This window comes from Parabacteroides sp. CAG:2 (assembly GCF_000436315.1).
GTDB classification, from domain to species: Bacteria; Bacteroidota; Bacteroidia; order Bacteroidales; family Tannerellaceae; genus Parabacteroides; species Parabacteroides distasonis.
Genome location: NZ_FR885254.1, coordinates 74639 through 98189 on the forward strand (window position 1 = coordinate 74639; position 23551 = coordinate 98189).

General features: G+C 44.0%; 36 protein-coding genes. 6 read left to right on the plus strand and 30 right to left on the minus strand.

Annotated features, from left to right (window positions below):
• Window positions 1-73: 73 nt before the first annotated feature.
• Window positions 74-1762, minus strand: coding sequence for a helix-turn-helix transcriptional regulator (locus tag QVP94_RS00890; RefSeq protein WP_229055208.1), 1689 nt, complete (start codon window positions 1760-1762; stop codon window positions 74-76).
• 117 nt (window positions 1763-1879) lie between these two features.
• Between QVP94_RS00890 and QVP94_RS00895 the strand changes: the two genes are divergently transcribed.
• The 3 genes from QVP94_RS00895 (at window position 1880) to QVP94_RS00905 (ending at window position 4380) form a co-directional block, all read left to right on the plus strand.
• The gene (locus QVP94_RS00895) at window positions 1880-3061 is read left to right on the plus strand and encodes a sensor histidine kinase (RefSeq protein WP_005854033.1); all 1182 of its coding nucleotides are present in this window, start codon (window positions 1880-1882) and stop codon (window positions 3059-3061) included.
• A complete protein-coding gene (locus tag QVP94_RS00900) occupies window positions 3058-3819 on the plus strand; it encodes a LytR/AlgR family response regulator transcription factor (RefSeq protein ID WP_005854031.1) in 762 nt (253 codons plus the stop codon). Before QVP94_RS00895 ends, QVP94_RS00900 begins: the two co-directional genes overlap by 4 nt.
• A 123-nt stretch (window positions 3820-3942) precedes the next feature.
• Entirely contained in the window at window positions 3943-4380 is a 438-nt protein-coding gene (locus tag QVP94_RS00905) for a LytR/AlgR family response regulator transcription factor (protein WP_005854029.1), read from the plus strand.
• Between the two features lie 89 nt (window positions 4381-4469).
• Here the strand turns inward: QVP94_RS00905 and bamG are convergent, their stop codons facing one another.
• Both bamG and QVP94_RS00915 read right to left on the minus strand, forming a co-directional pair.
• The gene (bamG, locus tag QVP94_RS00910; RefSeq protein ID WP_022191769.1) at window positions 4470-5675 is read right to left on the minus strand and encodes a BamG family beta-barrel-assembly machinery protein; all 1206 of its coding nucleotides are present in this window, start codon (window positions 5673-5675) and stop codon (window positions 4470-4472) included.
• Complete coding sequence (locus QVP94_RS00915) at window positions 5662-6978, minus strand: DUF4270 family protein (protein WP_005854025.1); 1317 nt, start codon at window positions 6976-6978, stop codon at window positions 5662-5664. Before QVP94_RS00915 ends, bamG begins: the two co-directional genes overlap by 14 nt.
• A gap of 271 nt (window positions 6979-7249) precedes the next feature.
• Here QVP94_RS00915 and QVP94_RS00920 point away from each other — a divergent pair, with 271 nt between their 5' ends.
• Together QVP94_RS00920 and QVP94_RS00925 are read left to right on the plus strand one after the other, a co-directional pair.
• Complete coding sequence (locus QVP94_RS00920; RefSeq protein WP_005854023.1) at window positions 7250-8251, plus strand: Kelch repeat-containing protein; 1002 nt, start codon at window positions 7250-7252, stop codon at window positions 8249-8251.
• Entirely contained in the window at window positions 8238-8591 is a 354-nt protein-coding gene (locus tag QVP94_RS00925; RefSeq protein WP_008779938.1) for a DUF4907 domain-containing protein, read from the plus strand. Before QVP94_RS00920 ends, QVP94_RS00925 begins: the two co-directional genes overlap by 14 nt.
• A 132-nt stretch (window positions 8592-8723) precedes the next feature.
• Here QVP94_RS00925 and eno read toward each other — a convergent pair whose 3' ends face one another.
• Window positions 8724-10007, minus strand: coding sequence for a phosphopyruvate hydratase (gene eno, locus QVP94_RS00930; protein WP_005854019.1), 1284 nt, complete (start codon window positions 10005-10007; stop codon window positions 8724-8726).
• A gap of 215 nt (window positions 10008-10222) precedes the next feature.
• On the opposite strand from eno, the gene QVP94_RS00935 reads away from it, so the two are divergent.
• Window positions 10223-10705 carry a hypothetical protein gene (locus QVP94_RS00935; protein WP_005854018.1) on the plus strand — a complete coding sequence of 161 codons (483 nt, stop codon included), beginning with the start codon at window positions 10223-10225 and terminating at the stop codon, window positions 10703-10705.
• 166 nt (window positions 10706-10871) lie between these two features.
• Here QVP94_RS00935 and rplQ read toward each other — a convergent pair whose 3' ends face one another.
• From rplQ to rplB, 26 genes are all read right to left on the minus strand, one after another.
• On the minus strand, window positions 10872-11357 hold the full coding sequence (gene rplQ, locus QVP94_RS00940) for a 50S ribosomal protein L17 (RefSeq protein ID WP_005854016.1): 486 nt from the start codon (window positions 11355-11357) through the stop codon (window positions 10872-10874).
• A gap of 7 nt (window positions 11358-11364) precedes the next feature.
• Window positions 11365-12357, minus strand: a complete 993-nt coding sequence (locus QVP94_RS00945; RefSeq protein ID WP_005854014.1) for a DNA-directed RNA polymerase subunit alpha — start codon at window positions 12355-12357, stop codon at window positions 11365-11367.
• A gap of 12 nt (window positions 12358-12369) precedes the next feature.
• Window positions 12370-12975, minus strand: a complete 606-nt coding sequence (gene rpsD / locus QVP94_RS00950) for a 30S ribosomal protein S4 (protein ID WP_005854012.1) — start codon at window positions 12973-12975, stop codon at window positions 12370-12372.
• Window positions 12976-13098: 123 nt separating this feature from the next.
• The gene (gene rpsK / locus QVP94_RS00955; RefSeq protein ID WP_005634781.1) at window positions 13099-13488 is read right to left on the minus strand and encodes a 30S ribosomal protein S11; all 390 of its coding nucleotides are present in this window, start codon (window positions 13486-13488) and stop codon (window positions 13099-13101) included.
• Window positions 13489-13499: 11 nt separating this feature from the next.
• Entirely contained in the window at window positions 13500-13880 is a 381-nt protein-coding gene (rpsM, locus tag QVP94_RS00960) for a 30S ribosomal protein S13 (RefSeq protein ID WP_008779937.1), read from the minus strand.
• Window positions 13881-13915: 35 nt separating this feature from the next.
• Complete coding sequence (ykgO, locus tag QVP94_RS00965) at window positions 13916-14032, minus strand: type B 50S ribosomal protein L36 (protein ID WP_005645768.1); 117 nt, start codon at window positions 14030-14032, stop codon at window positions 13916-13918.
• Window positions 14033-14045: 13 nt separating this feature from the next.
• Window positions 14046-14264, minus strand: coding sequence for a translation initiation factor IF-1 (gene infA, locus QVP94_RS00970; RefSeq protein ID WP_005854007.1), 219 nt, complete (start codon window positions 14262-14264; stop codon window positions 14046-14048).
• Window positions 14265-14274: 10 nt separating this feature from the next.
• Window positions 14275-15060, minus strand: coding sequence for a type I methionyl aminopeptidase (gene map, locus QVP94_RS00975; RefSeq protein ID WP_005867121.1), 786 nt, complete (start codon window positions 15058-15060; stop codon window positions 14275-14277).
• 4 nt (window positions 15061-15064) lie between these two features.
• Complete coding sequence (secY, locus tag QVP94_RS00980; RefSeq protein ID WP_022191771.1) at window positions 15065-16405, minus strand: preprotein translocase subunit SecY; 1341 nt, start codon at window positions 16403-16405, stop codon at window positions 15065-15067.
• 3 nt (window positions 16406-16408) lie between these two features.
• Window positions 16409-16855 carry a 50S ribosomal protein L15 gene (rplO, locus tag QVP94_RS00985; RefSeq protein WP_005853999.1) on the minus strand — a complete coding sequence of 149 codons (447 nt, stop codon included), beginning with the start codon at window positions 16853-16855 and terminating at the stop codon, window positions 16409-16411.
• 29 nt (window positions 16856-16884) lie between these two features.
• The gene (gene rpmD / locus QVP94_RS00990; RefSeq protein WP_005853996.1) at window positions 16885-17061 is read right to left on the minus strand and encodes a 50S ribosomal protein L30; all 177 of its coding nucleotides are present in this window, start codon (window positions 17059-17061) and stop codon (window positions 16885-16887) included.
• A gap of 18 nt (window positions 17062-17079) precedes the next feature.
• A complete protein-coding gene (rpsE, locus tag QVP94_RS00995) occupies window positions 17080-17598 on the minus strand; it encodes a 30S ribosomal protein S5 (RefSeq protein WP_008773758.1) in 519 nt (172 codons plus the stop codon).
• A complete protein-coding gene (gene rplR, locus QVP94_RS01000; protein WP_005853992.1) occupies window positions 17598-17942 on the minus strand; it encodes a 50S ribosomal protein L18 in 345 nt (114 codons plus the stop codon). Before rplR ends, rpsE begins: the two co-directional genes overlap by 1 nt.
• A gap of 21 nt (window positions 17943-17963) precedes the next feature.
• Window positions 17964-18515, minus strand: a complete 552-nt coding sequence (rplF, locus tag QVP94_RS01005) for a 50S ribosomal protein L6 (RefSeq protein WP_005853990.1) — start codon at window positions 18513-18515, stop codon at window positions 17964-17966.
• 16 nt (window positions 18516-18531) lie between these two features.
• A complete protein-coding gene (rpsH, locus tag QVP94_RS01010; protein WP_005634758.1) occupies window positions 18532-18927 on the minus strand; it encodes a 30S ribosomal protein S8 in 396 nt (131 codons plus the stop codon).
• 58 nt (window positions 18928-18985) lie between these two features.
• Window positions 18986-19255, minus strand: a complete 270-nt coding sequence (rpsN, locus tag QVP94_RS01015; protein WP_005853988.1) for a 30S ribosomal protein S14 — start codon at window positions 19253-19255, stop codon at window positions 18986-18988.
• A 6-nt stretch (window positions 19256-19261) separates the two neighbouring features.
• A complete protein-coding gene (gene rplE, locus QVP94_RS01020; protein ID WP_005853986.1) occupies window positions 19262-19819 on the minus strand; it encodes a 50S ribosomal protein L5 in 558 nt (185 codons plus the stop codon).
• The gene (rplX, locus tag QVP94_RS01025; RefSeq protein ID WP_005853984.1) at window positions 19819-20139 is read right to left on the minus strand and encodes a 50S ribosomal protein L24; all 321 of its coding nucleotides are present in this window, start codon (window positions 20137-20139) and stop codon (window positions 19819-19821) included. The genes rplE and rplX overlap by 1 nt, the downstream gene beginning before the upstream one ends.
• A 19-nt stretch (window positions 20140-20158) precedes the next feature.
• Window positions 20159-20524, minus strand: coding sequence for a 50S ribosomal protein L14 (gene rplN, locus QVP94_RS01030; RefSeq protein WP_005853982.1), 366 nt, complete (start codon window positions 20522-20524; stop codon window positions 20159-20161).
• Between the two features lies 1 nt (window position 20525).
• Complete coding sequence (rpsQ, locus tag QVP94_RS01035) at window positions 20526-20783, minus strand: 30S ribosomal protein S17 (RefSeq protein ID WP_005853980.1); 258 nt, start codon at window positions 20781-20783, stop codon at window positions 20526-20528.
• 9 nt (window positions 20784-20792) lie between these two features.
• Entirely contained in the window at window positions 20793-20990 is a 198-nt protein-coding gene (rpmC, locus tag QVP94_RS01040; protein ID WP_005853979.1) for a 50S ribosomal protein L29, read from the minus strand.
• A gap of 5 nt (window positions 20991-20995) precedes the next feature.
• Window positions 20996-21430 carry a 50S ribosomal protein L16 gene (gene rplP, locus QVP94_RS01045; RefSeq protein ID WP_005853976.1) on the minus strand — a complete coding sequence of 145 codons (435 nt, stop codon included), beginning with the start codon at window positions 21428-21430 and terminating at the stop codon, window positions 20996-20998.
• Between the two features lie 20 nt (window positions 21431-21450).
• Entirely contained in the window at window positions 21451-22185 is a 735-nt protein-coding gene (gene rpsC, locus QVP94_RS01050; protein ID WP_005853974.1) for a 30S ribosomal protein S3, read from the minus strand.
• A gap of 7 nt (window positions 22186-22192) precedes the next feature.
• Window positions 22193-22603 carry a 50S ribosomal protein L22 gene (gene rplV / locus QVP94_RS01055; protein ID WP_005853972.1) on the minus strand — a complete coding sequence of 137 codons (411 nt, stop codon included), beginning with the start codon at window positions 22601-22603 and terminating at the stop codon, window positions 22193-22195.
• A gap of 52 nt (window positions 22604-22655) precedes the next feature.
• Complete coding sequence (rpsS, locus tag QVP94_RS01060) at window positions 22656-22925, minus strand: 30S ribosomal protein S19 (protein ID WP_005634738.1); 270 nt, start codon at window positions 22923-22925, stop codon at window positions 22656-22658.
• 20 nt (window positions 22926-22945) lie between these two features.
• The coding region (rplB, locus tag QVP94_RS01065; RefSeq protein ID WP_288213138.1) for a 50S ribosomal protein L2 at window positions 22946-23551 on the minus strand (606 nt) is incomplete at its 5' end.

A 23551-nucleotide genomic window follows, 5' to 3' on the forward strand; every position in this document is an offset into this window, starting at 1 on the left:
ATTTATACAGGCAAGAAACTAAAGTGCAAGGCATTACGCTCATATACTGATTTACAAAGCATTAGCGAACGACTTAGAGAGAAAAGTTTATATTTGCCGTTTGAGCACTTATATTGCCGATGATATCCTCTTTCTCATCCATATCCAGCTTATGGCGGATGTCCGTCTTGCGCTGATAGATCGTACGGACGCTTTGCTGGGTAACCACACTGATTTCCTTGGTAGAGAAGCCGGCGCATAGCAAGCAACAAAGCTGGATCTCTTTTTCCAGCAAACGCCCATCAGACAATCGGACCAGATGCGTATGGAAATTATCATAGACCGCATCGATAATCGGATACAGGTCATCCCATACCAAAAGCGTATCTACCGGGACATCCTCATTCGTGATACGAGTCATTTGCTGGAGCAATTCCTTATTTTGTTGCGTGGGAGTAGTCGCCATCAAGCGGATAACACCCAATTGCTGCAACAAGACCTTACGGAAAAAGGCACTATCGGGTTTCTCCTCCTCCGCTACGGATTGCTTGGACTCGTTCAAGAGCTGACGCAAGGCTTCCAAACGCTCCTCCATATCAATCAAACGGTTCCTTCGGTTACGGATATATAAGGAAACTCCACCAGCTACCAATATGGAAAGCAAGGAAACGATCACTAAGATAGAGAACGTACGCTGCCGGCTCATCTCCAAGCGAAGATTTTCTCGGCGTAAACGATTTTGATCGACCAATCGTTCCCGCTCAGCCTTCTCCGTTTGGGATTTCACGGTATACAAAGAATCGCAATATTGCCCTAACCGGGAAATATCCACCGGTTTATTTTCCTTTACGCCCAATATAAATTGATAGGCATAATTCAGCGCATGCGAGGCTATATCATCACTGTGACTAAGTTCCAAGCCTAACGTATTCTTCTCGATATACTTCCGGGCAGAATCCAATTCCCCTAGATTGATCCAAGGCATAACATAGGATCCCGGGGTCTCTCGCTCCGGATATCGTTCTTCCAACAAACGTAAATAGCTGATAGAAGCCTTGGGATTAAAGTCATACAAGAAATCCGCATAATTACGGGCAAAATGATGGGCATACCATTCGATATTCTTAGCCAAGGCCGAGTCCGCAGCCAAACGAAGATAATAATCCGCCGAGTCCCTCATTCGCAAGCGGCTATAACTCAACCCGGCCATATAATAGGCCATCTCCTTAAATCCAGCTTTTGGCGAGGCTTCCCATTCCTTCGACTCTGCGATCGTTTCCCGATACAACCCCTCACCAAAACTCAAGGAAGTCAATCGGTCATAAAAACGTACAAGGTAGGTCGAATCCGAACGGGAATAAGCGGAATCTATCGCCTCTCGGTACAAGGCACGTCTTTGTTCCAACCCCTTCCGGGAATCACCCATGTAAATAGCCTTTACGAAATAAGCGGAAAGTAAAGGCTCCGAGGCATGCTCCTTATAATAATCCACGGAGTAGTCGATGAGCGAGTCGTTCACCAAGCTGCGCCCCTGCAAGAGATGAAGCCAAGCGAGCCTCCGTCCATACTCTGCCTTATCGCTATCCGAAAGAGCGGAAAGCGTTATTTGCTCCTCCAGCAGCCAAGCGGCGCTATCTAAGTTATTCTCGTTTACCAACCGGTCCGCTTCCGCAAATTTCTCCCGTACGGATTTACCTCCACAGGAAAGCAACAGGCAGACACTGGCCAGCAATATGTAGGCAAACCATTTCGTCATAGCGACAGAGATCCTAATTTCCGGCAAAGGTACATTATTTTCGGAAGCCCGGGCGATTCACCGATATTTTTATCCGTTTCGTCGATTCCTTTTCCCGCTCGGATAAGGAAGCCCTATCTTTGTAAGCAGACAAAGGGTTTATCTATGTTACAATTAAAAAGAAATGACTTATTGATCGGCTTCACGATATCCGTCTTGCTTAGTATTTTCGTGAACTTCGCCCTTCTGATGCGTAAATATGAGTTCGAGACCGGAAACCCGAGCATGGGTATCCAGCCTCCGGATCGCACCATGTATTATTTGCTAATCTGGTTCTTCGTGTTCTCCTTCATCTTATTTATTGTCAACAGCTTGATGTATAAGTTCGGGGACAAGCTTTTCCGCAGGAAAGAGTATAAAAGGGTATTGGTGGTTTGCGTAACTTGTATCAGCATCGCCTACGGCATGTTTCATCTGTCGCCGGTTTTGTACACGGCCATTGTTGTAGAATGGCTGGGAGAAGACGGACCTCAGCCAGCTACCCGGGATATCATGATCCGCATCAACCGGGACAGGATGGCTACGCAAACCATCAGGCCTGCCGAGCATCGGGACATACCGGTACCGCCCAATCCTTTCACGGTCCCTAACTCTTTCATGACGGAGCATCTTTTCGTCTTCCTCACGGTCATGCTAAGCTCCATACTGATCCGGCTGCTGGGCAGCAAGCAGCAAATGAAACTGGAATATGAGCAATTGAAGACCGAGAAGTTACAGAATTCCTATAACGCCTTGATGGGACAAATCAACCCGCATTTCTTCTTCAACTCCTTAAATGGATTGAACGCCTTGATACAGAGCGGAGAGAAACAACAGACGCTGGCTTATCTGGATGAGCTATCCAACGTCTTCCGGTATATCTTGCAAAGCAACAAGAAAGAGCTGGTTACGCTAGCGGAAGAACTTCAATTCGTAAAGGCGTACACCTATCTGCTAAGCGTGCGCTACGAGGGAAAGCTATTCTTCTCCATCCAAGCGGATACCCCTTACTTGCTTTGGTATCTGCCGATATTGAGCGTACTCCCCCTGATCGAGAACGCCGTAAAGCACAACGTTATCAGCAAGCAATACCCACTACAGATCGATATCTATACCACCCATGAGGACAAACTAATCATATCCAATAAAATACATCCTAAGTCGGAAGATAGCAAAGGTAGCGGTATCGGATTGAAGAACCTATGGGGGCGCTACCGGATGCTTACCGGAAAGGACATCCAGATCTCCAACCGCAAGGAATATTTCAAGGTCACGCTTCCTTTACTTAATAAACCCATTCACTCATGAAAGCAGTTATTATAGAAGATGAGACTACCGCCGTTAATAGCCTAAAGGCGATCTTGGCGCAAAATACGGTTACTCAGATCGAAGTGATCGCCGAGTTGGAGAGTATCGAGGAGAGCGTGGATTTCTTCCGGACATCGCCTCATCCGGATATCATCTTCATGGATATCCATTTAGCGGACGGATCGGCGTTCAAGATATTCGAGCAGGTGGAGATAGATGCCCCAGTAGTCTTCACGACCGCCTACGATGAGTATGCGTTACAGGCTTTTCAAGTAAGCAGTATCGATTATCTACTGAAGCCTGTCACGCTGGCCTCGCTGGAAAGGGCCTTGAATAAATTACGGCTGTTCGATACCGAGGAAAGGCTGGCGCATATCCGGCAAACGAACCGTACGATCCAGAGTCGCCACACGATCAAGAGCCTGTTGATCATGCTGGCCGATAAATTCTATCCGTTGGCGGTTGAGGAGATCCTTTATTTCTATACGGCCAACGAGAAGGTTACCGCCTATACCTCCGACGGGAAGCAACATCCCGTAGACCGTACCCTCGACGCGTTGGGAGAGCAACTGGACGAGAGGCTTTTCTTCCGGGCCAACCGTCAATTCATCATTTCACGCAACGCCATCAAGGATATAGATCTTTGGTTCGGGAGCCGCCTGTCCGTCAACCTCACCTTGCCGGTTCCCGAACGTATCATCATCAGCAAGACCAAGACCCCGATCTTCAAGAAATGGATTCTGAGGGAAGAGGAATAATGTCTTTTCACCCCCTCCCGTAAGGCGATTCACCGACCCGATTATACCACTAATCGGCGCTTAACCTTTCTTTACCGAACTTTCCTGTTATTTCGCGGTACAACAAATAAAGGTAAAAACACTATGCTGAAATGTATCACTTTCGACGGAGACGCCTCGACCCTGAACACGCTCATGGGATATCTCGAGAAACTGGACAAGGCTTTGGCCGATGTCCACCAAGTGCTGAGCAAGGAGCAAACAGAACGCCCCATCTTCGTCCGGGAGGGCAGCAAGATCATTCGCCTTCGCCGGGAAGAGATCCTTTTCCTCGAGGGATACGGCGATTATGTAAAGGTACACCGTATCAATGGCAAGCCCCTGCTCACGCAAGTCAGCTTGAAGCGGTTCGAGGAGTTTCTGGACAGGAATCGTTTTTGCCGGGTACATCGTTCTTACATCGTATCCCTCTCCCACATTAATTATATCGAGCGCAAGCGGATACGTATCGGGGAGGAACTGATCCCTATCAGCGATTCGTACCTGCCCGCCTTGATGAATAATCTGGCTCTCCAAGAGTAACCAAGAGTTTCATGCGGAAGAAACTTTTGTTTCTCCGTGACAAAACTTTTGTTTCCTAGTGAAGAAACTTTAGTTTCATAGGCAGAAAACTAAAGCTTCACTTGGTAGAACTTCTCGCTTAATGTATAGGTCACCGTAAAGCCCATGATATCTCTTCGCAACGCATTCCCTTGCAATTGGAGACGATCGTAATAAAACGCCGTATTGATACGGCCATTCAGGACGGGTAATCCCAAGCCAACGCTTACCCGATACGCCCCGCCGGATTGTCCTTTCAACCGCAGGTAAGGCGTGGAAACAGAAACACCCGCTTTATAAGACATCCGTTTCCAATAACTGCTGGAGCTAAATCCATTCGGGATATAGCATACGCCCAAGCGTAGCTCATGCGAATCCCGGAACTTTACCCGGCTATCGCTCGAGTTCAATACCCCGTATTGCCGGAATAGATAGTCCAACGCATACGTCCATTTTTTATGCGCCAATGAGCTACCGATGCCTATATATTGAGGTAGATATTGTGTCACCCTTTTCTGGTTATAGGGGGTTTCCGTGCTGCTTCCCGTCACCGTCACCGTATTTTTCAATGAGATCCGTTGCTTATAACCGTAAATGGCGCCGACCGTTAGAAAGGTTTCCCGGGCGATCGGACGATGATATTGTAAACCGAAATCGGCGTAAAAAGAGCGGCCGGACATCTCCCTTGACACTGTCATCGCACTTTGTATCTCATTCAGTGTCATATTTCCGAAGATAAAATTAAGATTCATACCGACTGATAGATGCTTGGTCAATAAAAATCCCTGGGAAAGGAAAGCCTTGGAAAGCCCGCCTGTCCCCGAAAACGTACTGGTTACAAAGGTTCCGGGAGATCCTTCCAACTCTTGCGAGGACTTAAAATAATACCCAACGAAACTATAAGGAGTTACCCCGACGGACATATACCACCGTCGCATGATACGCCCTCCCAATGAGAAAGCGGAGAAATTCCCGGTGAATGCGCTGCTAGAGCTCCCGTCTGAGCGGTATCGTTCATTCTTCACGAAGGCAGATGCCTCAGCGAACAACTTACAACTATCCAACGCTGTCAATCCGGCAGGATTCTCTATATTCATCAGCATCCCTTCCCGCATGCCGACAGTGACACCCGCCATCGAGGTATTTTGACCATATAAACCGGAAGCCATCTCACCCAGTCCAAACATCGAGTAAGGCGAGGAAGTCATCGTATTCTGCGCGGATGCGCTTGCCGCCATCAAGAGGCAAGGGTAAAGAAGGTATCTAGTAACTTTCATAGACCTTATAAATGAGTTGTAGGGTGACCGGGTTACGTCCTCCCTGATCGTTAAACGTCAAGTTCTTGAACGTGCCGGTGTAATCATCACTATTAAAAACCAACTGAAGATTATGCTTATACATGCCAAAGGCACCTAGCTCCTCTTGCATGAATTGAGTCACGTCGAAATAATAATAGGTGTTCTCGTTAAACGTATTGTCTTCCGATAGCGTACCTCGTTGAACCTCGGAACCGAGATAATCGGTCACGGCATCCGTCACCACATTATTCTCATCGGCGATATATAGGTAGAGGCTGTCCGGCAAGGTATTGTAATCCGAATAAGTGCCTTGCTCGGGATAAATCTTAAGTAAAGCGCTCTCAATCTCCACTTGCGTGCCTTGTTGCATCAGATTATTCAAATACGGGAATTCCAGACGGGTATACCAACCCAAGCCTCCGAATAATACGCCCCGGTTACCAAGCTCGGCCGAAGGTATCTCCACTCCTTTCATCGGATATCCTGCCATATCCGTTCCACTACGGTCATGGTCAATATGATTGAACTGGGTATCCGTATTCGGGAAGAACCATAATTCCTTCTCCGTGGAAAGCTCATCGGATAAATGATAATGCAGGACTAAAGCGGCGGAGGAATCGGCTACCGTGAAAGTCAGCAGAGACTCGCTTCCCGCCAAGTCCGGCACGATCGCCACCCCCTTGAAATAGTCCTCAAAGCGATCCTCGGACACCGCTTGATCCTGCGCATGAAAACGGGACAAGAGGTCTTGCCCTAGCGCATCGGGAAGACGGACTTCCAGTTTCTCCCCGCCCTTCGGCTTCGGTTTAAATGAGCAGACCGCCAAAGCCTCGGGAGCGTAAGAGACACTGCTATTATTATATAAGTACCCGTTATCGTTTAAGACAATCTTCTCCGTTAGCTGATAAATCGAGAGGGTTTGTTGGAGGGTCGTGTCTCCTACAAAGCGACCATCGAAAGCGAGAGACAGGACTAGCGAGTCCAGTACGACCGTCTCGTCCGGATCAGTCCCATAGCTCGGTCTCTCATAAGCGATAAAGCTATGCGACGAGACGACTCCCCATAATGAATGTTTGTACCGGCCTACCAAAGCGACGTTCTTACCGGATGTCTCCAACGAGTCGATCAATACCGAGGTCACTACGACCGTGCTGGTATCTATACGAACGTTACGGAAAGCGGAGTCCACCAGATCGCTGCCATACGTACCGTTCTCGTCATAACAGGAAAACAGTCCCAGACAGAGCATCAAGCACCCCAAAGCAAAGAATGTTCTAACCATACTTCTTATTTAATAAGCAAATAATCTTTTATCAATCCGATGGCAAAGAACGTATTTAGTGCAAAACCCGGCAAGATAAACCCATGAACCCACCGGTTTCCTCTGTAAACGGCCCGATACTGAAGATGAAACCGATTTCAAAACCATTCGAGGCCCTAACCTATCAATCCGGCTTATTCACCGATAAAAACCGTATGTTTACCGATTTAATTTGTGGGTCTCGTAAAACCCTCGTTCTTTTGCTTCCGTAAAAACAAAATACGTAGTTAGAATGATACACAAAAGGATTCTTGTATTCTTGATCGCTTTTCTTCCTGTCATCATCAGCGCTTGCAGTGATGACGATGACGATGATTTGATCGGTAAGTGGTACCGTGTCTCTGACATGGACGGATTGGCGCGAAATTACGCCTCCTCTTTCACGATCGGTAACAAAGGATATCTGATTTGCGGAAACGACGGAAAAAATCGTTTATCGGATTGTTGGGAATATGATATGGAACGAGATACTTGGACGCAAAAGGCGGACTTTCCCGGAACCGCCCGCAATTCGGCCGTAGCTATGGCGGTAGATGAAAAGGGATATCTGGGAACCGGATACGACGGTACCAATTACTTGAATGACTTCTGGGAATTTAACCCGACCACCAATACGTGGGCACAGAAAGCGGATTTCCCCGGCTCGGGCCGATATGGAGCTGTGGCCTTCGGGGTAAACGGTAAAGCGTATATCGGATGCGGATACGACGGGAATTACCTAAAAGACTTTTATGCCTTTAATCCGGTGGCAAATAGCTGGACGCAAACGATCAGTATCGGCGGGACAAAGCGTCAGGGCGCTACCAGCTTCGTGATAAATGGAATCGCTTATGTATGTTGCGGACAAAATAACGGCGAATATGTAGACGATTTCTGGAAATTCGATCCCAGCACGGAATCATGGACCCAACTTAGGGATATATCGGATTCCTCGGACGAGGATTATGACGATGATTATACGATCACACGTACGAACGGGGTTGCTTTCGTGATTGATGGAGCCGCTTATCTGACTTGCGGTGAGAGCGGAAGCCTACGTAGCGACACTTGGAAATATTATCCGGCCACCGATCTATGGGAAAACGTGGCTAAATTCAAGGGAACTGCCCGTACGGCGACAGCATCTTTCTCCTCTGGCGAGAAAGGATTCGTAGTATCCGGCAAAAGTGGTACCACTCAATTTGATGATATTTGGGAATTTCACCCGAATGAATATGACGATGATGAATACTAAGAAAGGACGGGCTTGGTTCGTACCGGGCCTAGTGGTACTGCCGGTATTACTGTTTTATTTATCTTTTTTCCGGGGTGAAGAAATGGGGTCTTCTCCCGGGCGGCAACTGGAGTTGCAAACATTTCAATCGGGGGATGGCTGGGGGTACCAGATTAGGATGAACGGAAAGGTGTTGATTTACCAACCCACCATTCCCTCTATTGATACGGTAATTGCGTTCCCGGATAAGGAAAGCGCAGAAAACATAGGCACACTCGTATTAAATAAATTGGCCGGGAACAGGAACTTCTCGGTCTCTAGAGAAGAGATACAACATTCACTCTCTTATTTAGGGCAATAGATTTATAATCATTAAATGTTTGGAGCAGGCTGGCTATTGATTAGTAGGTTTGCTTCGTTTTTTCCACTAAAAAGAAAAAGGGAGTCCACCTTGATAGGTGAACTCCCCCATTTCTCAAGCAAATAATGAAAATTACTTCTTATAAGTCTTATAACCATAAACAGCCAAGGAACCCAATTCCTCCTCGATACGAAGCAACTGGTTGTATTTCGCCATACGATCGGAACGGCTTAAGGAGCCGGTCTTGATTTGTCCGCTGTTGGTAGCTACGGCGATATCGGCGATCGTAGCATCCTCTGTCTCACCGGAACGGTGGGAAGTCACGGATGTATAGCCATTACGGTGGGCCATCTCGATAGCGTCTAATGTCTCGCTCAATGTACCGATCTGGTTTACCTTGATCAAGATGGAGTTCGCGCAACCCTTCTCGATACCTTTCTTCAAGAACTCTACGTTTGTAACGAATAGGTCATCACCTACCAACTGGCATTTTCCGCCTAGCGTGGAGGTTAGCATTTGCCAACCGGCCCAGTCATTCTCGTCCATACCATCCTCGATAGAATCAATCGGGTATTTGTTCACCAACTCACTCAGATAAGCGACTTGTTGCTGGGCGTTACGCTTAGCGCCTTTCTCACCCTCGAATTTCGTATAATCATACACACCATCGTGATAAAACTCGGAAGCAGCGCAATCCATGGCTATCGTCACATCCTTGCCCGGCTCATATCCAGCGGCTTTGATAGCGGCCATAATAGAATTCAAGGCATCTTCCGTACCATCCAATGCCGGAGCGAAACCGCCCTCATCACCTACAGCCGTGCTCAAGCCACGATCGTGCAATACTTTCTTCAACGCATGGAAAACCTCTGCGCCCATACGAAGCCCCTCACGGAAACTCTTCGCACCTACCGGACGAATCATGAATTCCTGAAAAGCGATCGGAGCGTCGGAGTGAGAACCTCCATTGATAATGTTCATCATAGGAACCGGCAACACGTAGGTATTTGTTCCACCGATATAACGATATAAAGGCAGATCCAGATAATTAGCCGCTGCCTTCGCTACGGCAAGCGATACACCTAACATAGCGTTAGCTCCTAGATTTGATTTTGTCTTTGTACCATCCAAATCCAGCAACTTATGGTCTATCTCTCTTTGATTCAAGGCGCTCATTCCTAAAATGGCGGGAGCGATTACCTTATTTACATTATCCACGGCACGGAGAACGCCTTTGCCACCGTAGCGATTCTTATCGCCATCGCGTAACTCGATAGCCTCGTTCTCACCGGTAGAGGCGCCAGAAGGTACAGCCGCACGACCGAATGCGCCGGAAGCCAAATGTACGTCTACTTCTACTGTCGGGTTACCACGTGAATCAAGTATCTCTCTACCTACTACTTTTACAATTTCCATATTACTATATTTGTTTTATTAGTTGTTCAATGATGTCTTACTTTTCTTTTTCACAAATATAACAATAGCCAAGCAAGGAATGTTTGCGGAAGCCTATCGAGTTTTTCAATCTTTTAATAGATGATTTTTACTATTTGCCTAAACCTTTCAAAAAAAGCTTTTGTTGTTTATGAAAGAATATACTCATACTAAGATGAAAAAGGTACTTACCACTATTGACTCTTCTAGATTTATTCCTGCTGTTTGGCAAAGGGGAGTTCATTTATGCGGATACCGCATCTGTCCCTCCGGAATATAAAGCTTGCCTGTGCTCTTCTTGTGAAGATCATATTGATGATAATCACCATACCGGATACTCTTTTGATCAAGAGGATGGAGAAGTCATCGCAAAAGGGCTTTCCACTGAACCGGATAATTTCTTACCGCAACGTCTGAATTTGTACAACGCTTTCGAGACGAAAGATTATGATAATGGCATACAACAAACCTCTGGATTTTTCAACACGCCTAATGGAAAGTTCATTTGGCAAGATTATTTATACCAAGACCGCTTATTAAATGCGACTCAGCAATATGAACCATCTTTAGAGAATCTCTCAAAAGCAGTGAAACTAGCCGAATACTATCGTTATCTGGGCTATTTCTATTACCTCAAAAAGATCTGGACAATTCAAAAATATACTGGAATAAGGTCTTAGAGATCGATCCTTCTAATAAGGTAGCGCAGGAGGCTCTTCAAAGCATACAATAAAAACAATTATAAACTTCATATTTCTTTACACTGCTATATTTGCACTATACCTCAACAAAAAAAGCGATCCGTGTGTACGAATCGCTTTTCTTATATGATTATAAAAAACTTGCTTATTCAGCTGCTTTTTCCTCGCTAGCTGCTTCAGCTGTAGGAGCTTCTGCAACCGATGCTGTTGCTTTTTTACGAGAACGTCTTGTTTTAGGAGCTTTCTTAGCGGCTGTATCCTTCAACATATTTTCGTTATAGTCTACTAACTCAATAAAGCACATAGCTGCGTTGTCACCTAAACGGTTACCAGTCTTGATAATTCTGGTATAACCACCCGGACGATCACCGATCTTCTGAGCAATTTCCTTGAACAACTCTGTTACAGCAAATTTGTCTTGCAAATTGCTAAATACCACACGTCTAGAGTGAGTTGTATCCTCCTTAGACTTCGTGATAAGTGGTTCTACATACTTACGTAGCGCTTTTGCCTTTGCTGTCGTAGTAAAGATTCTCTTATGCTTGATCAAAGAACAAGCCATATTCGAAAGCATTGCGTCACGGTGAGTATTTGTACGACCTAAATGATTGAATTTCTTATTATGTCTCATCGTTTACTTACTCTTTATCTAATTTATATTTTGTGATATCCATACCGAATGAAAGGTTCAAGCTCTCAAGCAGTTCATCAAGTTCAGTGAGCGACTTTTTACCGAAGTTACGGAATTTCAACAAATCATTCTTATTGAACTTAACCAACTCACCTAGTGTTTCAACATCTGCGGCCTTTAAGCAATTCAATGCACGAACGGAAAGGTCCATATCAGCCAGCTTGCTCTTAAGCAACTGACGCATATGAAGTACTTCTTCATCGAACTCTTCATTGCCTTCAGTATCCGCTGTCTCGATCGCAATCTTTTCATCTGAGAACAACATGAAATGATGAATCAGAATCTTCGCTGCTTCCTTCAACGCTTCCTTCGGATGAATAGAACCATCTGTGGCTATTTCAAGAACCAACTTCTCGTAGTCCGTCTTCTGTTCAACACGGAAGTTCTCGATTGAATATTTTACGTTACGTATCGGAGTGAAGATAGAGTCGATAGCGATCACATGTATATCTGCGTTCGGGTCTCTGTTCTCATCTGCGGGTACATAACCGCGACCTTTATTAATAGTCAATTCAATCTGGAAACTTGCGGTCGGATCCAAGCGGCAAATAACCAAATCAGGATTCAATATCTCGAATCCAGTCAGTTGCTTACCAATATCACCGGCTTTGAACACTTCCGAACCCGAAACAGTAATACTCACTTTTTCATTCTCGATGTCGTCTACGATATGCTTGAAACGAACTTGCTTCAGATTCAAGATAATGTTTGTCACATCCTCGATAACACCCGGGATTGTACCAAATTCATGGTCAACCCCGTCGATCTTAATGGATGTAATAGCAAAACCTTCAAGTGACGACAGGAGAATACGACGTAAAGCATTACCTATTGTAATACCATAGCCGGGTTCCAACGGACGAAATTCAAACTTTCCGAAGAAATTGTCCGCTTCCAACATTAATACTTTATCGGGTTTTTGAAATGCTAATATCGCCATGGAAATCAATTATTATTTAGAATACAATTCTACGATCAACTGCTCTTTAATGTTTTCAGGAATGTCAGCTCTTTCCGGCAGATGCAGTAATTTTCCGCTCATTGAGGACTGATCCCACTCAATCCAAGGATATTTGCTGTGATTGAAACCTGACAATGCGTCGGCAATAACCTCCATGGATTTAGATTTTTCTCTAACACCAATAACCTGACCGGGTTTTACAGAGTAAGAAGGAATGTTTACAACACTTCCGTCTACTGTAATGTGACGATGAGAAACCAACTGACGAGCTGCGGCTCTTGTCGGGGCTATACCCAAACGATAAACCACATTGTCAAGACGGCCTTCTAACAATTGAAGAAGCACCTCACCGGTAATACCTTTAGAGCGTGAAGCTTTTTCGAATAAGTTTCTAAATTGCTTCTCCAATACGCCATAAGTGTATTTTGCTTTTTGCTTCTCACGAAGCTGGATACCGTATTCAGAAGTCTTTCTTTTTCTGGAGTTACCATGTTGTCCAGGAGGATAGTTCTTCTTAGAAAGAACTTTATCCGCACCGAATATTGCCTCACCAAACTTACGGGCAATTCTTGTTCTTGGTCCAGTATATCTTGCCATTTTTTTATTTTTTTAAATGTTCTGTTTGAATCTGGAACCGTGCAGCCGCGATTACAGAGAGGATAAGGTCAATATGCAATCTATTCACAATTCCGGATTCAATGTTTAAGAAACTATAATTAATTATACTCTTCTCTTTTTCGGAGGACGACACCCGTTATGAGGAAGCGGTGTAACATCAACGATTTCTGTTACCTCGATACCTGCGCCATGGATCGTTCTGATAGCGGACTCACGACCGTTACCCGGACCCTTAACGAATACTTTCACCTTTCTTAAACCAAGATCATAAGCTACTTTAGCGCAATCCTGTGCTGCCATCTGAGCTGCATAAGGAGTATTCTTCTTAGAGCTTCTGAATCCCATCTTACCAGCGGAAGACCAGCTGATTACTTGTCCTTCGCTATTCGCTAAAGACACAATAATGTTGTTAAAAGAAGAATGAATATGAGCTTGACCGTAAGCGTCAACTTTTACGTTTCTCTTCTTTGCTGCGACTGTTTTCTTTGCCATATTAACTCTTATTATTTAGTAGCTTTTTTCTTATTTGCAACAGTTTTCTTCTTACCCTTACGAGTACGAGCGTTGTTCTTTGTGCTTTGGCCTCTCAAAGGCAGACCAACACGGTGACGAACACCTCTGTAGCAACCAATATCCATCAGACGCTTGATGTTCAACTGAACTTCTGAACGAAGGTCACCTTCAACCTTGTACTCAGCGCCAATGACTTCACGAACTTTTGCGGCTTGATCGTCTGTCCAATCCTTAACTTTGATATCACGATCAACCCCAGCCTTATCTAATACGGATTTTGCAGCGCTACGACCAATACCATAGATATAAGTCAAAGCGATTTCTCCTCTTTTATTTTGTGGCAAGTCTACACCAACTATTCTTATAGCCATATTACTTACTTAGATTATTTTGCAAAAATAATAAATTATCCTTGACGTTGTTTATACTTAGGATTTTTCTTGTTAATTACGTATAAGCGACCCTTTCTTCTTACTATCTTGCACTCAGGTGTACGCTTCTTTAAAGATGCTCTTACTTTCATATCGTGTTTAATTTTATTTGTATCTAAAAGCAATTCTACCTTTCGATAGATCATACGGAGACATTTCTACTCTTACCTTATCCCCCGGAAGGATCTTAATGTAATGCATACGCATCTTTCCTGAGATATGAGCGGTAATTTCATGTCCGTTCTCCAATTCTACACGAAACATCGCGTTTGACAATGCTTCTACAATTACTCCATCTTTCTCTATTGCTGATTGTTTAGCCATATAAATCCAATTAAATTGCGTTTTCTCCTAGAACTTCCTCTAAAAACTTAAATGAAGATAAGATCTGGGGACCATCCGGACGTATAGCGATACAATGCTCGAAATGAGCAGAAGGCTTTCTGTCCTTTGTGCGAACCGTCCATCCGTCTTTCTCAAATGCAACGTTCTTGCTTCCCATGTTGATCATCGGCTCGATGCAGATACACATTCCGTTACGCAATAACGGTCCGCATCCACGTCTGCCATAATTAGGCACTTCCGGTTCCTCATGCATTTTCCGACCTATACCATGTCCCACCAGCTCTCTTACGACAGAGTAACCTTGAGACTCGCAATAAGTCTGAATCGCATTACTGATATCACCCAAACGGTGACCTTCAACAGCACATTGGATACCTAAATAAAGTGAATCCTTCGTCGCTTTCAACAATTTCTTCACTTCCGGCGCAACCTCACCTACACAGAAAGTGTAAGCGGAGTCACCGACAAAACCATTCAATATCGTCCCACAATCCACAGAGATCACGTCACCCTCTTTCAAGATCATCTTAGAAGAAGGAATACCATGCACCACCTGATCATTCACTGAGGCACATATTGAATTAGGGAAACCACCATATCCCAAAAAAGCCGGAACAGCACCATTATCTCTAATGAACTCTTCCGCAATCTTATCAAGTTGAAGTGTGGAGACTCCGGGGACAATATGCTTAGCTACCTCGCCAAGTGTCTTACCTACCAGTTGATTAGCCTCACGCATCAACTCAATCTCTTCATCTGTCTTTAAATAGATCATTCTATTAATAAGCGGCAACAGAGCCTGTACGGCCTTTAATTCTTCCTGACTTCAACAAACCGTCATAATGACGCATTAGCAAATGACTTTCAACTTGCTGCAATGTATCCAACACCACACCAACCAAAATCAACAAAGATGTACCACCAAAGAATTGGGAGAACTCCATACTTACACCGGCAATTCTAGCGAAAGCGGGCATGATAGCAACCAACGCAAGGAAAAAAGCACCCGGCAAAGTAATACGGTCCATAATGGTATCCAGATAGTCTTTGGTATTCTTACCCGGTTTCACACCCGGAATAAAACCATTGTTTCTCTTCAAATCATCTGACATCTGGGTCGGATTGATCGTAATAGCCGTATAGAAATACGTAAACAGGATAATCAACACCGCAAACACGAAGTTGTACCAAAATCCCGTATTATCCATGAAAGCAGTCCAAAAACCGCTCTGCTCTCCCGTACTAGAGAAACCTACAATTGAGATAGGAATAAACATGATCGCCTGAGCGAAGATGATAGGCATTACGTTAGCGGCATTCACCTTCAGAGGGATATACTGACGCGCACCACCATATTGTTTATTACCGATAATTCTTTTCGCATATTGCACGGGGACCTTACGAGTACCTTGTACCAATAAGATCGCACCAGCGATAACAAGCAAAAGGAACAACATCTCAAATAAGAACATAACCAGACCACCGGTTTTCTCACTTGTTCTAGAAACGAATTCTTGGAACAAAGAGTGCGGCAGACGGGCTATAATACCAACTAAAATGATAAATGAAATACCATTTCCAACACCTTTATCTGTAATTCTTTCACCTAGCCATAAGATAAACATACTTCCCGCAGCCAAGATGATCGTAGATGAGATCGTGAACCAAATACCACCCGGTAAAGCAGCGCCGGCAGCCTTAAGCTGAACGCTTAAATTCACCAAGTAAGTAGGACCTTGGAATAACAAGATCGCTATCGTCAAGTAACGAGTCCACTGATTGATTTTTCTACGGCCACTCTCACCCTCTCTCTGCAATTTTTGGAAAGAAGGAACTGCGATGGCTAACAACTGCATAACAATTGAAGCGGAGATATATGGCATGATTCCCAACGCAAAAATAGATGCGTTAGAAAAGGCTCCACCTGAGAACATATCCAACAGTGCAAGCAATCCGCCTCTTGTCTGCTCCTGTAAAGCGGTTAACGCTTTGGGATCGATACCCGGAAGCACTACATACGTACCAAAACGGTATATAGCCACCAATAAAAGAGTGGTGAGGATCCGATTTCTCAGATCCTCAATCTTCCAGATATTCTTGATTGTTTCAACAGCTCTCATGACTTAGAGTTTAACGACTGTTCCACCTGCGGCTTGGATAGCTGCCTCTGCGCTCTTAGAGAAAGCGTGAGCCTCAACCTCTAACTTAGCGGTCAAGCTACCGTTACCAAGAATTTTAACCACTTGAGAAGAAGAGATGAAACCAGCCTCCATCAATTCATTAATACCAATCTTAGTCAATTGCTTAGCCTCTGCCATTTGTTGCAAAGTATCGATATTAATAGCTTTATATTCTACACGGTTAATATTCTTGAAACCGAATTTAGGCAAACGTCTTTGAATAGGCATCTGACCACCTTCGAAACCAATCTTGTTCTTGTAGCCAGATCTAGACTTGGCACCTTTATGACCTCTTGTTGAAGTTCCGCCTAATCCTGAACCCGGACCACGTCCGATTCTTTTTCTGGTCTTGGTAGATCCTTCAGCCGGTTTTAAATTTGATAAATTCATATCGTATAATTTATTTTTTCAACCAATTATTACTTTTCTACAGAAACCAAATGTTTCACTTTCTCAACCATACCTAAGATCGCCGGATTAGCTTCATGCTCTACAATCTGGTTCATCTTTCTCAGCCCTAGTGCGTCAAGCGTTCTCTTTTGGTCTTTCGGGCATTTAATTCTACTTTTAACTTGCTTTACTTTAATAGTCGCCATAAACTTATCCCCCCCTAATTAACCTCTAAATACTTTTTCAACAGCAACACCTCTGTTCTGAGCAACATCGAACGGGCTTCTCAACTCACCTAGCGCAGCGATAGTAGCTTTCACCAAGTTATGAGGGTTGGAAGAACCTTTAGATTTTGCCAAAACGTCTGTAATACCTACGCTCTCCAATACGGCACGCATAGCACCACCAGCCTTAACACCGGTACCGTGAGATGCCGGTCTAATCAGCACTTGAGCACCACCGAATTTAGCTAATTGTTCGTGAGGGATCGTACCTTTGTGTACCGGAACCTTGATCAAGTTCTTCTTAGCAGCTTCTACACCTTTAGCGATAGCTGTCGTTACCTCACCGGCTTTACCTAATCCCCAGCCAACGATACCATCCTCGTTTCCTACTACAACGATAGCAGCAAAACTGAATGTACGTCCACCTTTTGTAACCTTAGTTACACGGTTGATTGCAACCAGTCTGTCCTTCAACTCTAAGTCGTTGGTCGATTTAACTCTATTATTTGCCATCTTCATTAAAATTTAAGGCCGCCGTTACGTGCAGCATCTGCTAATTCTTTAATTCTCCCGTGATACAGGTAACCATTACGGTCGAAAACCACTGTCTGAACGCCAGCTTCCTGAGCGCCTTTAGCGATTAATTCACCAACCTTAGCAGCGATCTCCTTTTTCGGAGCCTTAACATCTAATTTCAAAGATGAAGCAGCGGCTAAAGTCTTGCCTGTAGTATCATCTATCACCTGTGCGTAGATTTGCTTGTTGCTTCTAAACACAGTCAGGCGCGGACGCTCAGTAGTTCCTGAGATTTTGCCGCGTACGCCTGCTTTTATTTTTAATCTTCTTTCTAGCTTCGTTGTCATGATAATTTCAGTTTACGTAGATTACTTACCTGCTGACTTACCAGACTTTCTGCGAATCTCTTCACCCACGAACTTAATACCCTTACCTTTATACGGTTCAGGCATTCTGAATGAACGGATCTTCGCACAAATCTGACCTAATAATTGTTTGTCAGCCGATTCAAGGATAATAAGAGGGTTCTTATTTCTCTCAGACTTCGTCTCAACTTTCACTTCCTTCGGCAACTGCAAATAGATATTGTGAGTATAACCTAAAGAAAGATCCAATAACTGACCTGTATTTGAAACACGGTAACCAACACCTACTAACTCAAGCTCCTTCTTATATCCCTCTGAGCAGCCAACAACCATGTTGTTGATCAAAGAACGATACAAACCGTGTAACGCACGATGATTCTTATCATCAGTAGGTCTTGTTAAATGGATAACTCCGTCTTCCAAAGTAACGTTAATATCAGGATTCACTTCCTGTACAAGTTCACCTTTAGGGCCTTTAACTGTTACTACATTATCCTTAATTGTAACTGTAACACCAGCCGGTACATGAATTGGTAATTTTCCTATTCTTGACATTCTTCTTCCCTCCTAATTAATAAACGTAACATAATACCTCGCCACCGATCTTCAGATCGCGGGCCTCTTTGTCAGTCATCACACCTTTAGAAGTAGAAAGAACAGCAATACCTAAACCATTCAATACTCTCGGCATTTCTTTGTAACCAGTGTACTTACGCAAACCGGGCGTAGAAACTCTCTCAAGTTTCTTAATCGCATTAACTTTGTTTACTAGGTCATACTTCAAGGCGATCTTGATCGTACCTTGAGGACCATCCTCTACAAACTTAAAATTAAGAATGTAGCCCTTGTCGAAAAGGATCTTAGTGATCTCTTTCTTTAAATTTGACGCCGGCACCTCAACAACTCTGTGCTTCGCTTTGATTGCGTTACGCAATCTTGTCAAATAATCTGCAATAGGATCTGTCATATAAATAATTAATTAAATTGATCCGGCCACCCGGACAATATTTAAACTAAAAAAACTCTTACCAACTTGCTTTCTTTACACCCGGGATTAAACCATTAGATGCCATTTCACGCAATTGGATACGAGAAATACCGAACTGGCGTACATACCCTTTCGGACGTCCTGTAATCTTGCAACGGTTGTGCAAACGTACAGGAGAAGCATTTTTAGGTAAAGCCTGCAAAGCCTCATAGTTACCTTCTGCCTTAAGCTGAGCTCTTTTAGCGGCATACTTAGCAACAAGCTTTGCTCTTTTAACCTCACGGGCCTTCATTGATTCCTTAGCCATAACTACTTAGTCTTTTTTTCCGTTTTTAAAAGGCAATCCAAATTCTCTCAAAAGAGCATAACCTTCTTCGTCTGTTTTCGCAGAGGTCACAAAGGTAATATTCATTCCCAATATTTTGGTAATATTATCGATATTTATTTCAGGAAAAATGATTTGTTCCTGAATACCGAGTGTATAATTGCCTCTTCCGTCTAACTTACTCTCAATTCCCTTGAAGTCGCGGATACGAGGAAGAGCGACACGAACAAGTCTCTCCAAGAACTCGTACATCTGCTCACGACGTAATGTCACCATCACACCGATCGGCATCTTCTTACGCAACTTAAAGTTAGAGATATCCTTTTTAGATACGGTAGCGACAGCTTTTTGACCGGTAATCGTAGACAACTCGCTGATAGCGATATCGATGATCTTCTTGTCAGCCGTAGCCATACCTAATCCCTGATTAATCACGATTTTCTTCAAAACAGGTACCTGCATCACGGATTTGTAACCGAACTCCTTCGTTAAGGCAGGAACAATTCTGTCTTGGTATTCTTTCTTAAGACTGGCAGTATTGCTCATTACTTAATTTCCTCCCCTGATTTTTTAGAATAACGCACTAAAGCACCCTTCTCATTCAACTTACGGCCGATACGTGTAGCTTTACCAGATTTCGGGTCAACCACGTTAAGGTTAGAAAGATGAATAGGAGCTTCCTTCTTTTCGATTCCTCCTTGAGGATTCTTCGCATTAGGCTTGGTATGCTTTGATACCACATTAATACCTTCGACAATCGCACGATTATCTTTTACAAGTACCTGTAAAACACGACCTGTCTTACCTTTGTCCTCGCCGGCATTAACAAATACTATATCGCCTTTTTTGATATGTAATTTACTCATTACTTTAAATTTTACGAGATTAAAGCACTTCAGGTGCAAGTGATACAATTTTCATGTTTGTTGCACGAAGCTCTCTGGCAACCGGACCGAAGATACGGCTACCACGGATATCGCCACCGGCATTCAATAATACGCAAGCGTTATCATCGAAACGGATATAAGAACCATCCGGACGGCGGATCTCTTTCTTAGTACGAACGATGATAGCCTTAGAAACAGCACCCTTCTTAACGTCGCTAGCTGGGATTACGCTTTTGATTGCTACTACGATCACATCACCTACAGTGGCATAACGCTTTCTCGTTCCGCCCAAAACACGGATACACAAAGCTTCCTTAGCTCCACTGTTATCTGCTACTACTAGTCTTGATTCTTGTTGTATCATCTTACTTAGCCCTTTCGATTATTTGAACTAATCTCCATCTTTTAGTCTTGCTCAAAGGACGAGTCTCCATAATCTTTACGGTATCGCCAATGTTGCATTCGTTATTTTCGTCGTGAGCATGATATTTCTTCGTCTTATTAACGAACTTTCCATAAATGGGGTGTTTTTCCTTCCATTTAATGGCAACCGTGATGCTTTTATCCATCTTGTTGCTCGTTACCACGCCCGTTCTTTCTTTTCTTAAATTTCTAGTTTCCATCAGGCTCAATTATTTGTTGTTAAGTTCTCTCTGGCGCAATTCTGTTTTCATGCGCGCAATCAATCTGCGTTGCTGTTTAATCTGAGAAGGATTATCCATAGGCGAGATGCTATGGTTAATCTTCTTCTGATCATAGGCCGCAACCTCTGCATCTACTCTCTCTAGCAACTCTTTCGTGCTTAGTTCTCTAATTTCTGCAATCTTCATAACAATTACGCATTTTGATTTTGCATGTCATAATCACGTCTCACAACAAACTTGGTTGTAACCGGAAGTTTTTGTGCGGCAAGGCGCAACGCTTCCTTAGCGATATCAAAGGGAACACCTTCGATCTCGAAAATCAGACGACCCGGAGTAACAGGCGCAACAAATCCCTCAGGATTACCTTTACCTTTACCCATACGAACCTCTGCAGGCTTCTTCGTGATTGGCTTATCCGGGAAGATACGAACCCAAACCTGCCCCTGACGTTGCATATAACGTGTAACGGCGATACGGGCAGCCTCGATCTGACGACCGGTAATCCATTTATTCTCTAATGACTTTATTCCAAAAGAACCGAAGGCCAGCTGGTTGCCACGTTGAGCTTCGCCCTTCATGCGACCTTTCTGCTGTCTTCTGAACTTGGTTTTCTTTGGTTGTAACATCTCTACTTAAATTCTAACGTTTAACGATTAGCTCTTTTTCTCTTGAAGTTCTTGTCTCTGTTGCCACCGGCATTGTCGTTTCTACGGCCTGTCTCCTTGGCAGCAGTGAAAGAAGGAGCAAGATCGCGCTTGCCATAAACCTCACCACGGCAGATCCAAACCTTAACACCCAGCAAACCAACTTTTGTCAAGGCCTCAGCCAAAGCATAGTCGATATCTGCTCTAAGAGTGTGCAACGGAGTTCTTCCTTCCTTATACATTTCCGAACGAGCCATTTCAGCGCCATTCAAACGACCAGAGATTTGAATCTTTATACCTTCGGCGCCCATTCTCATGGTAGAGGCGATAGCCATCTTTACCGCACGACGATATGCGATTTTACCTTCAAGCTGACGTGCGATGTTGTTTGCTACGATAACAGCGTCCAATTCAGGTCTCTTCACCTCGAAGATGTTGATCTGCACTTCTTTATCAGTGATCTTCTTCAACTCTTCCTTCAACTTATCAACTTCCTGACCACCTTTACCGATGATGATACCCGGACGTGACGTACAAACAGTGATCGTGATCAACTTAAGCGTACGTTCAATAACGATACGAGATACACTAGCTTTTGCAAGACGGGCATTCAAATATTTACGGATTTTGCTATCTTCCAGCAAAGTATCCCCGTAATTCTTACCGCCATACCAATTGGAATCCCAACCACGGATAATTCCTAAACGATTACTAATCGGATTAACCTTTTGTCCCATCTACAAATTAATTTTGACTATCGTTTTTACTAAGTGTATCAACAAACAGAGTTACGTGGTTCGAGCGTTTACGAATTCTGTAACCTCTTCCTTGAGGAGCCGGACGCATTCTCTTCAACGTAGTAGCGCAATCAACGCTGATTGAAGATACGCATAACTCTCCTGCTTCTGCTTTACGTTCATTTTTCTGTTCCCAGTTTGCGATTGCTGAACGAAGCAATTTTTCTACTCTTGCTGCAGCTTCCTTGTTAGAAAACTTCAAAACACCAAGCGCACGGAATACTTCCATACCGCGAATCATGTCTGCTACCAAACGCATCTTACGAGGAGAGGTAGGAACATTGTTCAACTTCGCGAAATACATGGTCTTTTGGGCTTCTTTTCTTGCTTCAGCTGATATTCTTTTTCTAGCACCCATTTTATTCGATTCTTTTTATTTTCAGATTCCTGAATTCCTGTTACTACCGATATTATTTCTTCTTGTTACCGGCGTGACCGCGGAAAGTACGTGTCGGTGAGAACTCTCCCAACTTGTGGCCTACCATATTCTCGGTTACGAAAACAGGAATAAATTTATTTCCATTATGAACTGCAATAGTATGGCCTACGAAATCAGGCGAAATCATTGAAGCTCTTGCCCATGTCTTAACTACGGCTTTCTTTCCTGACTCATTCATTGCCAGAACTTTCTTCTCAAGCTTTACATTAATATACGGGCCTTTTTTTAGCGAACGACTCATAGTTTACTTAATTAATCAGATTATTTCTTTCTTCTTTCAATAATATACTTTGAAGAATGCTTCTTAGGAGCTCTAGTCTTCAAGCCCTTAGCATATAAGCCATTACGGGATCTAGGATGACCTCCGGAAGAACGACCTTCACCACCACCCATTGGGTGATCAACCGGGTTCATAACAACACCACGGTTGCGAGGACGACGACCTAACCATCTAGAGCGACCGGCCTTACCTGATTTTTCAAGAGCATGGTCTGAATTGCCAACTGCGCCAATTGTAGCCTTACAAGCCGCAAGAATCTTTCTAGTTTCACCAGAAGGCATCTTAATAATCGCATAAGCGCCTTCCTTTGAAGTCAGCTGAGCGAATGCACCTGCGGAACGTACCATTTTGGCACCCTGTCCAGGACGAAGCTCAATATTGTGAATAATAGTACCAACGGGAATATTTGCCATAGGCAAAGTATTACCTACCTCAGGAGCAGCGTCGCTACCTGAAACCACTGTTTGGCCAACTTCCAATCCGTTCGGAGCGATGATATAGCTCTTTGCTCCGTCCGCATAATACAACAAAGCGATACGAGATGAACGGTTAGGATCATACTCGATAGACTTTACTGTCGCAGGAAT

Coding starts and splice junctions, on each gene's coding strand:
- ykgO (WP_005645768.1), bottom strand. CDS start 14,032: ATGAAAGTAAGAGCATCTTTAAAGAAGCGTACACCTGAGTGCAAGATA.
- rplF (WP_005853990.1), bottom strand. CDS start 18,515: ATGTCAAGAATAGGAAAATTACCAATTCATGTACCGGCTGGTGTTACA.
- rplO (WP_005853999.1), bottom strand. CDS start 16,855: ATGAATTTATCAAATTTAAAACCGGCTGAAGGATCTACCAAGACCAGA.
- QVP94_RS00895 (WP_005854033.1), top strand. CDS start 1,880: ATGTTACAATTAAAAAGAAATGACTTATTGATCGGCTTCACGATATCC.
- bamG (WP_022191769.1), bottom strand. CDS start 5,675: ATGAAAGTTACTAGATACCTTCTTTACCCTTGCCTCTTGATGGCGGCA.
- rpsQ (WP_005853980.1), bottom strand. CDS start 20,783: ATGGAAACTAGAAATTTAAGAAAAGAAAGAACGGGCGTGGTAACGAGC.
- rpsH (WP_005634758.1), bottom strand. CDS start 18,927: ATGACAGATCCTATTGCAGATTATTTGACAAGATTGCGTAACGCAATC.
- rpsS (WP_005634738.1), bottom strand. CDS start 22,925: ATGAGTCGTTCGCTAAAAAAAGGCCCGTATATTAATGTAAAGCTTGAG.
- rpsD (WP_005854012.1), bottom strand. CDS start 12,975: ATGGCAAGATATACTGGACCAAGAACAAGAATTGCCCGTAAGTTTGGT.
- rpsM (WP_008779937.1), bottom strand. CDS start 13,880: ATGGCTATAAGAATAGTTGGTGTAGACTTGCCACAAAATAAAAGAGGA.
- rpmC (WP_005853979.1), bottom strand. CDS start 20,990: ATGAAGATTGCAGAAATTAGAGAACTAAGCACGAAAGAGTTGCTAGAG.
- rplQ (WP_005854016.1), bottom strand. CDS start 11,357: ATGAGACATAATAAGAAATTCAATCATTTAGGTCGTACAAATACTCAC.
- infA (WP_005854007.1), bottom strand. CDS start 14,264: ATGGCTAAACAATCAGCAATAGAGAAAGATGGAGTAATTGTAGAAGCA.
- rpmD (WP_005853996.1), bottom strand. CDS start 17,061: ATGGCGACTATTAAAGTAAAGCAAGTTAAAAGTAGAATTAAATGCCCG.
- rpsE (WP_008773758.1), bottom strand. CDS start 17,598: ATGAAGATGGCAAATAATAGAGTTAAATCGACCAACGACTTAGAGTTG.
- rplR (WP_005853992.1), bottom strand. CDS start 17,942: ATGACAACGAAGCTAGAAAGAAGATTAAAAATAAAAGCAGGCGTACGC.
- rplX (WP_005853984.1), bottom strand. CDS start 20,139: ATGAGTAAATTACATATCAAAAAAGGCGATATAGTATTTGTTAATGCC.
- rplV (WP_005853972.1), bottom strand. CDS start 22,603: ATGGGTGCTAGAAAAAGAATATCAGCTGAAGCAAGAAAAGAAGCCCAA.
- QVP94_RS00925 (WP_008779938.1), top strand. CDS start 8,238: ATGATGAATACTAAGAAAGGACGGGCTTGGTTCGTACCGGGCCTAGTG.
- rpsC (WP_005853974.1), bottom strand. CDS start 22,185: ATGGGACAAAAGGTTAATCCGATTAGTAATCGTTTAGGAATTATCCGT.
- rplP (WP_005853976.1), bottom strand. CDS start 21,430: ATGTTACAACCAAAGAAAACCAAGTTCAGAAGACAGCAGAAAGGTCGC.
- QVP94_RS00915 (WP_005854025.1), bottom strand. CDS start 6,978: ATGGTTAGAACATTCTTTGCTTTGGGGTGCTTGATGCTCTGTCTGGGA.
- rpsK (WP_005634781.1), bottom strand. CDS start 13,488: ATGGCAAAGAAAACAGTCGCAGCAAAGAAGAGAAACGTAAAAGTTGAC.
- QVP94_RS00900 (WP_005854031.1), top strand. CDS start 3,058: ATGAAAGCAGTTATTATAGAAGATGAGACTACCGCCGTTAATAGCCTA.
- rpsN (WP_005853988.1), bottom strand. CDS start 19,255: ATGGCTAAGGAATCAATGAAGGCCCGTGAGGTTAAAAGAGCAAAGCTT.
- QVP94_RS00905 (WP_005854029.1), top strand. CDS start 3,943: ATGCTGAAATGTATCACTTTCGACGGAGACGCCTCGACCCTGAACACG.
- rplN (WP_005853982.1), bottom strand. CDS start 20,524: ATGATACAACAAGAATCAAGACTAGTAGTAGCAGATAACAGTGGAGCT.
- QVP94_RS00920 (WP_005854023.1), top strand. CDS start 7,250: ATGATACACAAAAGGATTCTTGTATTCTTGATCGCTTTTCTTCCTGTC.
- eno (WP_005854019.1), bottom strand. CDS start 10,007: ATGGAAATTGTAAAAGTAGTAGGTAGAGAGATACTTGATTCACGTGGT.
- QVP94_RS00945 (WP_005854014.1), bottom strand. CDS start 12,357: ATGGCGATATTAGCATTTCAAAAACCCGATAAAGTATTAATGTTGGAA.
- rplE (WP_005853986.1), bottom strand. CDS start 19,819: ATGAGCAATACTGCCAGTCTTAAGAAAGAATACCAAGACAGAATTGTT.
- map (WP_005867121.1), bottom strand. CDS start 15,060: ATGATCTATTTAAAGACAGATGAAGAGATTGAGTTGATGCGTGAGGCT.
- secY (WP_022191771.1), bottom strand. CDS start 16,405: ATGAGAGCTGTTGAAACAATCAAGAATATCTGGAAGATTGAGGATCTG.